This is a genomic window from Micromonospora sp. NRRL B-16802 (genome assembly GCF_001279555.1).
GTDB lineage: Bacteria > Actinomycetota > Actinomycetes > Mycobacteriales > Micromonosporaceae > Micromonospora > Micromonospora profundi.
The window spans coordinates 1-12,580 of record NZ_LGEB01000098.1; the positions used below are offsets into that span (position 1 = coordinate 1).

Annotated in this window: 11 protein-coding genes; 9 read left to right on the forward strand and 2 right to left on the reverse strand. The window is 71.5% G+C overall.

Annotated features, from left to right (window positions below; translation table 11 throughout):
- Nucleotides 1–76: 76 nt before the first annotated feature.
- The 5 genes from egtB to ADK66_RS26785 all read left to right on the forward strand — a co-directional run bounded on the left by egtB (nucleotide 77) and on the right by ADK66_RS26785 (nucleotide 4,449).
- Nucleotides 77–1,420, forward strand: coding sequence for an ergothioneine biosynthesis protein EgtB (egtB, locus tag ADK66_RS26765; protein WP_053660124.1), 1,344 nt, complete (start codon nucleotides 77–79; stop codon nucleotides 1,418–1,420).
- Nucleotides 1,421–1,448: 28 nt separating this feature from the next.
- On the forward strand, nucleotides 1,449–2,195 hold the full coding sequence (gene egtC / locus ADK66_RS26770; RefSeq protein WP_053660128.1) for an ergothioneine biosynthesis protein EgtC: 747 nt from the start codon (nucleotides 1,449–1,451) through the stop codon (nucleotides 2,193–2,195).
- A gap of 43 nt (nucleotides 2,196–2,238) precedes the next feature.
- Nucleotides 2,239–3,204 (forward strand): L-histidine N(alpha)-methyltransferase, encoded by a 966-nt coding sequence (gene egtD, locus ADK66_RS26775; protein ID WP_053660130.1) that lies wholly within the window; start codon nucleotides 2,239–2,241, stop codon nucleotides 3,202–3,204.
- A 215-nt stretch (nucleotides 3,205–3,419) separates the two neighbouring features.
- Nucleotides 3,420–4,007 (forward strand): TMEM165/GDT1 family protein, encoded by a 588-nt coding sequence (locus tag ADK66_RS26780; protein ID WP_053660148.1) that lies wholly within the window; start codon nucleotides 3,420–3,422, stop codon nucleotides 4,005–4,007.
- 79 nt (nucleotides 4,008–4,086) lie between these two features.
- Nucleotides 4,087–4,449, forward strand: a complete 363-nt coding sequence (locus ADK66_RS26785; protein WP_053660132.1) for a DUF1622 domain-containing protein — start codon at nucleotides 4,087–4,089, stop codon at nucleotides 4,447–4,449.
- A gap of 24 nt (nucleotides 4,450–4,473) precedes the next feature.
- Here ADK66_RS26785 and nhaA read toward each other — a convergent pair whose 3' ends face one another.
- Nucleotides 4,474–5,832: a Na+/H+ antiporter NhaA gene (gene nhaA, locus ADK66_RS26790; protein ID WP_053660134.1), complete on the reverse strand. Its 1,359-nt coding sequence runs from the start codon at nucleotides 5,830–5,832 to the stop codon at nucleotides 4,474–4,476.
- Nucleotides 5,833–6,213: 381 nt separating this feature from the next.
- Between nhaA and ADK66_RS26795 the strand changes: the two genes are divergently transcribed.
- Nucleotides 6,214–7,674 (forward strand): polysaccharide biosynthesis tyrosine autokinase, encoded by a 1,461-nt coding sequence (locus ADK66_RS26795; RefSeq protein ID WP_053660136.1) that lies wholly within the window; start codon nucleotides 6,214–6,216, stop codon nucleotides 7,672–7,674.
- On the opposite strand, the gene ADK66_RS26800 is transcribed toward ADK66_RS26795, so the two are convergent.
- Complete coding sequence (locus ADK66_RS26800; protein ID WP_053660138.1) at nucleotides 7,655–8,209, reverse strand: protein-tyrosine-phosphatase; 555 nt, start codon at nucleotides 8,207–8,209, stop codon at nucleotides 7,655–7,657. The two genes, ADK66_RS26795 and ADK66_RS26800, sit on opposite strands and share 20 nt — an antisense overlap.
- A gap of 168 nt (nucleotides 8,210–8,377) precedes the next feature.
- Here ADK66_RS26800 and ADK66_RS26805 point away from each other — a divergent pair, with 168 nt between their 5' ends.
- The 3 genes from ADK66_RS26805 (at nucleotide 8,378) to ADK66_RS26815 (ending at nucleotide 12,151) form a co-directional block, all read left to right on the forward strand.
- On the forward strand, nucleotides 8,378–9,625 hold the full coding sequence (locus tag ADK66_RS26805; RefSeq protein ID WP_053660140.1) for a glycosyltransferase family 4 protein: 1,248 nt from the start codon (nucleotides 8,378–8,380) through the stop codon (nucleotides 9,623–9,625).
- Nucleotides 9,626–9,723: 98 nt separating this feature from the next.
- Nucleotides 9,724–11,508 carry a DUF4012 domain-containing protein gene (locus ADK66_RS26810; protein ID WP_231640213.1) on the forward strand — a complete coding sequence of 595 codons (1,785 nt, stop codon included), beginning with the start codon at nucleotides 9,724–9,726 and terminating at the stop codon, nucleotides 11,506–11,508.
- 13 nt (nucleotides 11,509–11,521) lie between these two features.
- Entirely contained in the window at nucleotides 11,522–12,151 is a 630-nt protein-coding gene (locus ADK66_RS26815) for a hypothetical protein (RefSeq protein ID WP_053660146.1), read from the forward strand.
- Nucleotides 12,152–12,580 lie beyond the last annotated feature (429 nt).

Below are 12,580 nucleotides of genomic sequence, written 5' to 3' on the forward strand. Positions count from 1 at the left end.
GAGGAGTGAGCCGGGGTTGCGAGCCCCGCAGTCGGGAGCGGAGGGCGGCGCGGTGACCGCGAGGAGTGAGCCGGGGTTGCGAGCCCCGCAGTCGGGAGCAGACCAGGTGGGGGGTGAGCGGTTGCGGGGACGGATCGCTGCGGAGTTGGCGCGCGCCCGGTCCCGCACGGCTCTGTTGACGGAGGCGGTGGATGACGATGACCTGATGCGTCAGCACTCGCCGCTGATGTCGCCGCTGGTCTGGGACCTGGCGCATGTCGGTAACCAGGAGGAGCTGTGGCTGGTCCGTGATGTCGGCGGTCGGGAGCCGGTCCGGTGTGACATCGACGAGTTGTACGACGCGTTCAAGCAGCCCCGCCGGGATCGTCCGGCGCTGCCGTTGCTGCCGCCGGCGGAGGCGCGCGCCTATCTGAGTACGGTCCGCGACAAGGTGCACGACCTGCTCGACACTGTGCGTTTCACCGACCGGCCGCTGGTGGCCGACGGGTTCGCGTTCGGCATGATCGTCCAGCACGAGCAGCAGCACGACGAGACGATGCTCGCCACCCATCAGTTGCGTTCGGGGCCGGCGGTGCTGCACGCCCCGCCGCCGCCCGAGCCGCGCCTGGCTGTCGGCGGTGAGGTGCTGGTGCCGGCCGGCGAGTTCACGATGGGCACCGACACGGACCCGTGGGCGTTGGACAACGAGCGGCCCGCGCATCGTGTCGACCTGCCCGCGTACGTCATCGACGCGGCGCCGGTCACGAACGGCGCGTACCAGGCTTTCATCGACGACGGGGGCTACTCCGATCCGCGCTGGTGGAGTGCGGCCGGCTGGGAGCACCGGGTCCGGGAGCAGCTCGTGGCGCCGATGCACTGGCGTCGGGACGGGGCCGGCTGGGCGTACCGGCGGTTCGGCAGGTGGGACCCGGTCCGCGCCGACGAGCCTGTGGTGCACGTGTGCTGGTACGAGGCGCAGGCGTACGCCGCCTGGGCTGGTAAGCGTCTGCCGACGGAGGCGGAGTGGGAGAAGGCTGCCCGGTGGGATCCGGTGACCGGCCGGTCCCGGCGGTACCCGTGGGGCGACGAGGACCCGACCGAGGCGTACGCCAATCTGGATCAGCGTCATCTGCGGCCGGCGCCCGTGGGCGCGTACCCGGCGGGGGCGTCGCCGTTGGGTGTGCACCAGCTCATCGGGGACGTCTGGGAGTGGACGTCGAGCACGTTCGACGGGCATCCGGGCTTCACCGCGTTTCCCTACCGGGAGTATTCGGAGGTCTTCTTCGGCGACGACTACCGGGTGTTGCGCGGTGGCTCGTTCGGCACGGACCGGTCCGCCTGCCGGGGGACGTTCCGTAACTGGGACTATCCGATCCGGCGGCAGATCTTCAGCGGTTTCCGCTGCGCCCGCGACGCCGGTCCGGGCGAGTCGGGCCGGTGAGGGGGCGTCGGGCGGGTGGGGCGCGCTGATGTGTCGTCACCTGGCCTACCTGGGTCCGCCGGTCACGCTGGCTGAGGTGCTGTTCGACCCGCCGTACTCGCTGATGCGTCAGTCGTGGGCGCCGCGCGACATGCGGGGTGGCGGCACGATCAACGCCGACGGTTTCGGTGTCGGCTGGTATCCGGGCGATGGTGATCCGGTGCGTTACCGGCGTGCCCAGCCGATCTGGAGCGATCCGACGATCGCCGATCTCGCGGCGGTGACGCGGGCCGGCGCGGTGCTGGCGGCGGTCCGTTCGGCAACGGTCGGGATGGCGGTGCTCGACGGGGCTGCCGCGCCGTTCGCCGAGGGGCGGTGGCTGTTCAGCCACAACGGTGTGGTCCGGGGCTGGCCGGACGCTGTGGTGCCGCTCGCCTCGGCCCTGCCGGTGCGTGACCTGTTGACCTTGGACGCGGCCACCGACTCGGCGCTGCTGTGGGCGCTTGTGCGGCATCGGCTGCGTGCCGGTGACGATCCGGCGGAGGCGGTCGCGCGGACGGTGGCCGACGTCGCTGCGGCAGCTCCGGGGTCGCGGCTGAACCTGCTGCTCACCGATGGGCGGCAGGTGGTGGCGAGTGTGTTCGGGCACGCGCTGTCGGTGCGCGCGCAGCCGGGTTCGGTGCTGCTCGCCTCCGAGCCACACGACGACGACCCGGGGTGGCGACCGGTGCCCGACGGGCAGTTGGTCGTCGCCACCGTGGACGAGGTGCGGGTACGCCCATTGCCGGCCCGGTGAGCCGGCCGTGCGGCACGTGTTGATGAGCAGAGAGGCAGGACCGATGACCGCTGAGCCGTTGGAGATCTACCTTGAGCAGCAGGATCTGGAGCGTGGCCTGCGCGAGGACGTCCGGGCCGGGCTGACCGCGGCGGCGAAGTGGCTGCCGCCGAAGTGGTTCTACGACTCCCGGGGCAGCGAGTTGTTCGAGGAGATCACCCGGTTGCCCGAGTACTACCCGACGCGGGCCGAGCGGGTGGTGTTGGCCGAGCACGCCGACGACATCGCGGCGGTGACCGGTGCCAAGACCCTGATCGAGCTGGGCTCGGGTTCGTCGGAGAAGACCCGGCTGCTGTTGGACGCGTTCACCCGCCAGGGCGGGCTGGGCACGTTCGTCCCGCTCGACGTGTCGGTGAGCGCGCTGGCAGGGTCGACAGCGCAGATCGCCGCCGACTATCCGGGGCTGCGGGTCCGGGGCATCGTCGGAGACTTCACCCGCCAGCTCGATCGGCTGCCCACCGGCGGTCGGCGGCTTGTGGCGTTTCTCGGCGGCACCATCGGCAACCTGCTACCTGCTGAGCGGGCCGAGTTCCTGGCCGCGATGCGTGCCGCGCTGGAGGCCGGCGACTGGCTGTTGCTCGGCACCGACCTGGTGAAGGACCCGGCGGTGATCGTGCCCGCGTACGACGACGCGGCGGGGGTGACCGCCGAGTTCAACCGCAACGTCCTGCACGTGATCAACCGGGAGTTGGGCGCCGATTTCGACCCGGACGCGTTCACGCACGTGGCGCGCTGGGATCCGAGCCACGAGTGGATCGAGATGCGGCTGCGGGCGACGCGACCGATGCGCGTCCGGGTGCTGGACCTGACAGTGGAGTTCGCCGAGGGGGAGGAGCTGCGTACCGAGGTGTCGGCGAAGTTCCGCCCGGAGGGGATCGCCGCTGAGCTGGGGGCGGCCGGCTTCGTGGCGTCGGAGTTCTGGACCGACCCGCAAGGGCTGTTCGGGGTGACCCTCGCCCGGGCGTGCTGAGGCGGGGTCACCCGTCTCGGCGGGGCCGGCGGTGATCGGCTAGGCTGGTCGCGCGAAGGGGAGTAGCCCTCAATGTCGTGGTCGACATACTGGTGCGTTCCGCACCCGGCCATGCGGCCTCGGTTTCCGAGGCGGGCGAGACCTTCGACTCAGGCTGTTGCAGCCGGGTCGAGGGCGCCCCTGTACCTCCTCCCGGTGTGATCGGGAAGGACGTCATGGAGGGTTTCCTCGTCGCGCTCGTCGTCAGTTTCGGCGTCATCTTCGTCGCCGAGCTGGGAGACAAGTCTCAGCTGATGGCGTTGACCTTCGCCACGCGGTTCAAGCCCATTCCGGTGCTGATCGGCATCACTGTCGCCACGGCGGTGGTGCACCTGGCGTCGGTCGCCATCGGGTCGGGTCTGGGCGCCGTGCTGCCCACGGAGTGGATCTCCCTTGTCGCCGGTGTGGCGTTCCTCGGCTTCGGCGCGTGGACGCTGCGCGGCGACAAGCTCACCGATGAGGAGAAGCAAAAGGCCGAAAAGACCGACAAGACCGCCATCGTTGCGGTTTCGGTGGCCTTCTTCCTGGCCGAGTTGGGCGACAAGACGATGTTGGCGACGATCACCCTGGCCACCCAGTACGGCTGGTTCGGCACGTGGCTGGGCTCGACGATCGGCATGGTGGCAGCGGACGCGCTGGCCATCCTTGTGGGCCGGATGTTGGGCCGCCGGCTGCCGGAGAAGACCATCAAGTACGTCGCGGCGGTGCTCTTCGCCATCTCGGGCCTTTGGCTGGTCCTGGAGGCGGTGAAGGACCTGACCTGAGCAGGGTGCCCGGCTGCGGCGAGCCAGCGCGCGGTGGCCGCACCGACTACCTGCCCCGGGGGCGGGTAGTCGGCACCCTGTGGAGCCGGCGGAGCTGCTACGTCAGGGCGACGAGGTGCTGGTCGCCGTGGTGGAGGTCGCCGGAGCCCTGGTGATCTTCGTGGGTGCGCTCTGGGCGGCGGTGCGGTTCGTGGTCGAGGGGCTGCGACACCGCACCGCCGCCGTGTTCACCCCGATCCGGCTGTCGCTGGGCCGGTTCCTGACCCTCGGCCTGGAGTTTCAGCTGGCGGCGGACGTGCTGCGGACCGCCGTGTCGCCGTCGTTCGCCCAGATCGGCCAGTTGGCGGCGATCGCCGCGATCCGGACGGCGCTGAACTATTTCCTGGGCCGGGAGATCCGCCAGGAGCAGCGGCAGGTGGCCGAGGGAAAGCACGGCGCGTGACGGCTGGTCGCGGTGCGGCGGCGGTCAGTCCCGGCCCGGTTCCTGGAACACGTCGGGCACCCCGTCGCCGTCGGCGTCGACCTGTTCCCGCAGGGCCACCCGTCGGTAAGCGGCGTTGCGGCGGACCAGCACGGCGGCGGCCAGACCGGCGGAGATCACCGAGCCGATGAGCACTGCCGCCTTGACCCGGTCGTCGGCAATGCTGCCGGCGCCGAAGGCCAGGTCGCCGATGAGCAGCGAGACGGTGAACCCGACGCCGGCCAGCAGGGCGATGCCGAGTAGGTCGGGCCAGGTGATGTCCTCGTCCAGTTGGGCGCGGGTGAACCGGGCCAGCAGGTAGGTGGAGCCGAAGATGCCGATGCTCTTGCCGAGCACGAGGCCGGCGACGATGGCGATCACCACCGGGTCGGTCAGCAGGGCGCCCAGGTCGGTGCCGCGCAGTGTCACACCGGCGGCGAACAGGGCGAAGACCGGTACGGCGACGCCGGCGGACACCGGGCGCCACCGGTGCTCCAGGTGCGCGGCGAGTCCGCCGTGCCCGCTGTCGCCGCCGGCAGGTCGGTGCCCGCTGTCGCCATCGGGCGTGGCGCTGCCCCGTCGGCGGGCCAGCACCGGCACGGTGAACCCGAGCAGGACGCCGGCGACCGTGGCGTGCACCCCGGAGGCGTGCACCAGCGCCCAGGTGACAAGCGCGAGGGGGATGAGCGCCCACCACCAGGTACGGCCGCGTTGTACGAGCCACGCGAAGAGCCCGATGGGTGCGAGCGCGACGAGCAGCGGCAGCGGGTGGAAGTCGGCGGTGTAGAAGACGGCGATGATGGTGATCGCGAACAGGTCGTCGACCACGGCGAGGGTGAGCAGGAAGGCGCGCAGCCCCTGGGGCAGGTGCGAGCTGATCACCGCGAGCACGGCAAGGGCGAACGCGATGTCGGTGGCGGTGGGGATCGCCCAGCCGCGCAGACCGTCGCCGCCCGCGGTGAGGATGACCGCCACGTAGATCAGGGCGGGCAGCGCCATTCCGCCGAGCGCGGCGACCACCGGCAGCGCCGCGCGTCGCGGATCGCGGAGGTCGCCGGCGACGAACTCGCGCTTGAGTTCCAGCCCGACCACGAAGAAGAAGATGGCCAGCAGGCCGTCGGCGGCCCAGGTGGCCAGGGACAGGTCGAGGTGCCAGCGCGCGCCGCCGGGCCACGGCACCCAGTCGGAGAGCCTGGTGTACGACTCGGCCCACGGCGAGTTCGCCCAGACCAGTGCGAGGACGGCGCCGACAAGCAGCAGGGCGCCGCCGACGGTTTCGGTGCGCAGCACGTCGGCCACGTGTCGGGCCTCGGGCCAGGACGATCGTGTCAGCAGCCGGCGGCGCGGCGGGGTGTGGTCGTGCATCGGGCGGTGTCACCTCGGGCATCGGGACGGCAGGGATCCACTCGCCGACCAGGCTTCCCGGCACACCGTCGTCGACCCTATCCGTGCTGTCGGCGGGTGGCGACCGCGGGGCCACGTGTCGTTGCGGCTCGATCCGATGGTGGTCCGGCACCTGAGCCGATCGGTTGCCGCTTGATCGGTTGTGGACTTTTCCGCGTTGTCACCGCTGCCGAATGGCCGTTTCTCGGGTTGGGCATGCGAGCACACTTGCCGTCGCCGAAAATACATAACTCCGGACATAAGGCGTATGAGCGGCTTTAATGGTTTCACGAGTTAACAAACGACCTTGGGGGTTTTCGTGAAGTTCTTTGGCGTAACCGGACCGGCACGGAGGCGCTCCTGATGGACCTGCTCCGCCAATTGCGCCACGTGCGTCGGCACTGGTGGGTCGTACTGGTCACGGTCATGGTGGCCCTGGGCGTCTCGGCGTTCCTGACCGTACGGGCCCAGCCCCGGTACGTCGCCTCGGTGACCTTCTTCGTCACCACCCCCAACCAGGGCGTCAGCGAGGCCTACCAGGGTGGCCTCTTCCTGCAGCAGCGCGTCAAGTCCTACGCCGACCTGCTCAGCAGCGACCGCCTGGCGCAGAGCGTGGTGGCCGAGACCCCCGTCGGGCTCACCGCGGACGAGGTGCAGCGTCGGGTGAGCACCTCCACCGAAGCCGGCACGGTCCTGCTGCGCGCCTCGGTGACCGACACCGATCAGGCCCGCGCGTTGCGGATCACCGAGACCCTGGCCGCCAGGTTCGTCGACCTCGTACAGAAGGTCGAGACGCCGCCCGACGGCAAGACGCCGATCAAGATCGAGGTGGTGAGCGGCCCCCGGGTGAGCGCGAGCCCCGTTTCCCCGCAGCCGGTGCGCAACCTCGTCCTGGGTGGACTGCTCGGTCTGCTGCTCGGCGTCGGCCTGGCGATCCTGCGAGGCGTCGCCGACATCCGGCTGCGGGACTCCGCAGGTCTGCAACGCGCCACCGGAAGCCCGCTGCTCGGCGAGATCCCGTTCGAGGCCACTGCCCGCACCGCTCCACTGATCGTCGGTGAGGCGGCGACCTCGGCGCGGGCCGAGGCGGTCCGCAAGTTGCGAACCAACCTGCGTTTCGTGGACGTGCACGAACCGGCCCGCGTCATCGCCGTGACCAGCGCGCTGCAGGGCGAGGGCAAGACCACGCTCTCCTGCAACCTGGCCATCGCGTTGGCCGAGGCGGGCTGGAGGGTGCTGCTTGTCGACGCGGACCTGCGCCGCCCCAAGGTCGACGACTACCTCGGCCTGGACGCCGGTGTCGGCCTCACCGACGTGCTGGTCGGCGACGTGCAGGTCGGGGACGTCGTGCAGCGCTGGGGCGACAAGTCCCTCCTCGTGCTGCCCAGCGGCTCCGCACCGCCGAACCCGAGCGAACTGCTCGGCTCCAAGGCCATGGCGGACCTGCTGCTCGCCCTGCGCGAGTCGGCCGACATCGTCATCATCGACACCGCGCCGCTGCTCGCGGTGACCGACGGTGTCGTGGTGGCCGTCCAGGCCGACGGCGCGCTGCTGGTCAGCCAGCAGGGCCGTACCTCACGGACCCAGGTCGCCGCCGCTGCCCGCTCGCTGCACTCGGTGTCGGTGCGGTTGCTCGGCTGTGTGCTGAACATGGCCAAGGTGCCCAAGGCCGAGGCGTACCAGTACGAGGCCTACCGGGTGGTCGCCTCCACGGCGACGCCGTCGGTGCCGACCGACCGGGCCACGTCCGCCCGGCACAGCGAGGACGCCGGAGTCAACGGTGTCAGCGACCGCACCCAGGAACTCACCCGGTTGCCCCGATGAGCGCGGCGAGGGGTCGTAGCGAACGTTCGATCTCCTCGGCGCAGCGTCGGAAGTCGGCGGTCGTACCGCCGATCGGGTCCCGCAGGTCATCGGCGTCGGGGGCGGCGGGTTGCAGCCGCCCCCGGGCCTCGGCCGCGGCGGCGATCGCGGCCCGCAGCGGGTCGACGGCCGGCTCAGCGGGGGGCTCGGCCGCCGAGGCCAGCCGCCCGAACTGGCGCAGCGTGAACGTCCGGTGCAGAGCACCGGGCGCCAGCGCGGTGCAGACCGAACGCTGGCGCCGGGTCGCGGTCAGCACGAGCGTCGCCTCGGTCAGGTACTCAGGGCGCAGCGTCCGGCTGGCGAACGCCGCCGGGTCCGCGCCGTGCTCGGCTAGGACCTCCACGGCGTACGGATGCATGGCCATGCCGTCCATCGCGTCGGTGCCGGCGCTGGACACCAGCACCGGCCGGTCGGCGAGCAGGCGACGGGCCACGTATTCGGCCATCGGTGAGCGGCACAGGTTGGCGTGGCAGACGAACAGCACGCGGTCGACCATCGGGAGCCCTCTCGTCGGTGCGGACGCGGGTCGCCGCACCGCGAGGGTGGTGCGTCGACGCCGGTGGCCGCGCGGTGAGGGGTTGTCGGCATCGTACGCGGGCCGGGTGCCCTCCGGTCGCGGTGCCGCGCCGACCTTCGTCGATCCGGGACCGACGGCGGTGGCGTCGTGAAGGTCGGCATCCTGTCGTACCACTTCCCACCCGAGCCGGCCTTCATCCCCGGCAGCCTCGCCGAGGAGTTGTCCGCGCGGGGCCACGACGTCAGGGTGCTCACCGGCTTTCCGGACTACCCGGGCGGTCACGTCTACCCAGGCTGGCGGCAGCGCTGGCATCACGAGACGCACAGCCGGCGGCTGTCCGTCCGTCGGGTGCCGCGCTACTCCGGTCGCGGCGGGTCCACCGGGGCGCGGATGGCCAGCTACCTCTCGTTCGCCGGCAGCGCTTCACTCGCCGCGCGCCGGTTCCTCGGCGACGTGGATGTGCTCTACGTCTTCCAGTTGCCGGCCACCACGTTCGCCACCGCCGCCGTACTCCGGCTGCTGCCGAAGGTGCCGGCGGTGCTGCACGTGCAGGACGTCTGGGCGCGCGACGGCGCGGACGATGCGGGCGACGACCGCTGGTCGGCACGGTTGGGCACCGCGATGACGCGGATCTACCGGTCCGCCGCGCGGGTCGCGGTGACCGCGCCGTCGATGCGGGACCTGGTGGTCGCCGCCGGCGCCGACCCGGCCCGGGTCCGGCTGGTGCTGAACTGGACCGACGAGCGGATCTTCCATCCGGCGACGCCAAGCGCGGCGGCCCGCCAGATGGTCCGCCGCGACGACCGCTGCGTGGTCATGCATGCCGGGACCATCGGCGCCCGCCAGGGCCTGGAGACGGCGGTACGGGCCGCAGCGGCCCTGGACCGCACGATGGATCTGGTCCTTGTCGGTTCGGGCGCTGACGAGCGGCGGGTGCGGGGGCTCGCCGCCGAGTTGAGCGCGGAGAACGTCCGCTTCCTGGAGCGGCGCTCGCCTGTCGACATGCCCGAGTTGTACGCCGCCGCCGACTACCAGCTGGTCATGCTGCGCGACCTGCCGGAGCTTCGCGGCATGGTACCGGCCAAGCTCCAGGCCGCGCTCTCCTGCGCCGTGCCGGTGGTCGCCTCGGCCGGTGGTGACACCGCCGAGCTCGTCGAACGTACGCGAGCGGGCCTGTCCTGCCCGCCGGAGGACTGGGCGGCGCTGGCCGACCGGTTCTGGCTGGCCGCCACCATCCCGCCGTCGGCACGCACCGAGATGGGGCGCCGGGGCCGGGAGGCGTACCTGCGGGAGATGTCCCTGCCGGCCGGGGTGGACCGGATCGAGGGCCTGCTGCACGAGGCGGCCGGCCGGACCCCGCAGGTAGTGGGGCAGCCGCGAGAAGGCCTCGCGTAAAGGACGAAAACTGCCATAAGCGCACGAGCTTCACCCAGGCATGTTAAGAACGTCAGGGAATCAGACCTACTGTCCGATTCCGCGAAATGGAGTGTGGTGTGACGGAGAGCGAACAGCCACGTCGACGGCGAAGCCGATCCCGGCGTCGCCGCCGGGCGCGACTGCGCCGGGCGCTGCTCGCTGGCCTGGTGGCCGGCTGCCTGCTGCTGGCCAGCGGCGGGTGGGTGGGCTTCCGGGGCTGGCAGGCGCGCGCCCACCTGATCAACGCCGCCGGCCTGGCCCGGGAGTTGAGCGCGCAGGTGGTGGGCGGGGACACCGACCGCGCCCAGCGCACCCTCGCCGCCCTCCAGGAGCAGGCCGGCGCCGCCCGGTCCGCCACGACTGACCCGAGCTGGCACGTCGCACGGCGGACCCCGTTCGCCGGCGACGACCTCGACGCCGTCCGGCGGATCGCCGTCGCCATCGACGACCTGGCCCGGCACGCGTTCCCCACGCTGCTGCGCGCCGACCTGACCAGTCTGGTGCCCTCCGGCGGCCGGCTGGACCTGGCGAAACTCACAGCGGTCTCCGCCGAGCTGTCCCAGGCCGACGAGGCCGTGCAGAGCACCCGCCGTGACCTGGCCGCCGTGCCGGCCGACCGGCTGGTCAGCCAGATCCGGCAGGCGCTCACCGACCTACGCGGCGAGATCGACCGCCTGGCCAGCCTCACCGCCGCCGCCGACCAGGGCGCCCGGCTGCTGCCGCCGCTGCTCGGCGCGAACGGCTCGCGGCGATACCTGCTGGTCTCGCAGAACCTGGCCGAGCTGCGCGCCACCGGCGGCATGTTCGGCGCGTACGCGCTGATCGAGGCCGACAAGGGCTCGGTCCGGATGGGCCGTCAGGGCAGCAGCGCCTCCTTCGGCCGGTTCGTTCCGCCGCTGAAGCTGTCCGCCGAGACCCGGGCCCTCTGGACGGACCTGCCCGGTATGTACCCGGCCGACGTCAACCTCACCCCGCACTTCCCGACCGCCGCATCCCTGTACCGGGAGATGTTCCGCCGCAAGACCGGCACCACTGTCGACGGTGTGCTCGCTGTCGACCCGGTGGTGCTGTCGTACCTGCTCAAGGCCACCGGCCCGGTAGCGGTGCCCGGCGGCGTTCCCCTGGCCAGCGAAAAGGTCGTGCAGACCCTGCTCAACGAGAGCTACCAGCGGCTGGACATCAAGCAGCAGGACGAGTTCTTCGCCTCCTCCGCCGCCGCTGTGTTCGACGCCTTCTTCACGAAGAATGTCAACCCACGGGTGTTGTTGTCCGCATTCGACCGTGCTATCACCGAACGCCGGATATTGTTCTGGAGTGCCCGACCGGAAGAACAGCGGACATTCAGCGACAGCCGGATGGCCGGGACGCTCCCGGAACAGGACACCGTGCCGACGGTCGGCGTCTTCCTCAACGACGGCAGCGGCGCGAAGCTCGGCTACTACCTGCGGCCGACGGCGAACCTGACAGTCGGCGAATGCCGGCCCGACGGCCGCCGCGAGCTCCGGCTGCGGGTGACCCTGCGCTCCACGGCGCCGAAGTCCGGACTCAGCGAGTCCGTCCTCGGCCTCGGCATGGCTGGCGACCCGTACACCGCTCGCACGTTGGTGTCGGTCTTCAGCCCGGCAGGGGGCGCCGTGCTCGACGCCCGGCTCGACGGGTCGGAAACCGCGCTCGGAAGCGGCACCGAACGACGCCGCCACGTTGCCACGGCCAACGTCGAGGTCGGCCCCGGCGCTGAACGGACGTTGGAGATGACGGTCTTGACCGCCAAAACCAGCGTGGGGCAGGCCGAGTTGTGGCTGACTCCGACCGCCAGCCCATGGACCACCCAAGTTCATTCCGCACCACGATGTGACCAGTAGGAGGGAACCAATCATGCGGCTATCCCGCATCATCATGGCGCTCACGGTCGGTCTGGCCGTGGTGGCCGTGCCGACCGCAGCGGGGGCGGCACAGCCGCAGCCGACGCCGTCCGCGACCACGGATCCGACCCAGCCGCCGGCGTACACGCCGCAGCTCGCGTCGCTGACAGTCAACCGTCCGACGATCTACCTCGGCGAGACGGTCGTCCTCACCGGCACCGGCTTCGGTCCGAACGAGACAGTCGACATCACGGTGACCGTCACCCCGCTGGCGGCCCCGGCTCCCGGCCAGGCGCCGGCCCGCCGCAGCGACGGCAGCACCGTGGCCATGGCCCCGGTCGCCTATCAGGCGAGCGCGCCGCTCAACTTCACGGCGCGTACCAACGCCCAGGGTCGGTTCACCAAGTCCTACCGGCCGTCGGTGACCGGTCTGCTGACCTTCACCGCCACCGGCCGGGAATCCGGCCGCACCGCCACCGCCGAGCTGCGGGTGCTGCACAAGAAGCAGCCGCTGCCCGTCACCGGTGACAGCATGGGTACGCCCATGAAGCTCGGTGGCGGCCTCGTCGGCGCCGGCGCGATCATGCTGCTGCTGACCCTGGCCTGGCGTCGCCGCCAGCGCTTCGGTGGAGCCGCGCACTGATCCGCATGACCCGCCGGGCAGTGCCCGGATAGCACCTGAGCTGGCGCCCGTCGGAGTGTTCCGACGGGCGCCAGCCTCGGTTGTCGGGCGTGGTAGGGGCCGGTCGCCGTCGGTGGAGGGCTGTTCGGTGGGTGTGCCCCCTGCTTGGTGGTGTGCTCCCTGGGAGGGCGGCTGGCGAATGGGCGCAAAGCGGGCGGTAGAGGTTGGGTCCCGGGGCGGAGGCCGGAGCGTTTCGGCGTTTCTGGTGTTTGATCCACTCGCCTTCCTTGAAACCGGTGTGTCCGGCTGGGGTGGATGCCCCGGTTTCAAGGAACCCGAGCCGGCTCATCGCCTGGGTGCCCGGTTCGGCCGGCGTCTGCGGGCGTGGTGTGGGTGGTATGTCCGTTGGTGGCGGGTTTCTGGGTGTGACCGGTGGCATCCTCAGGCCGG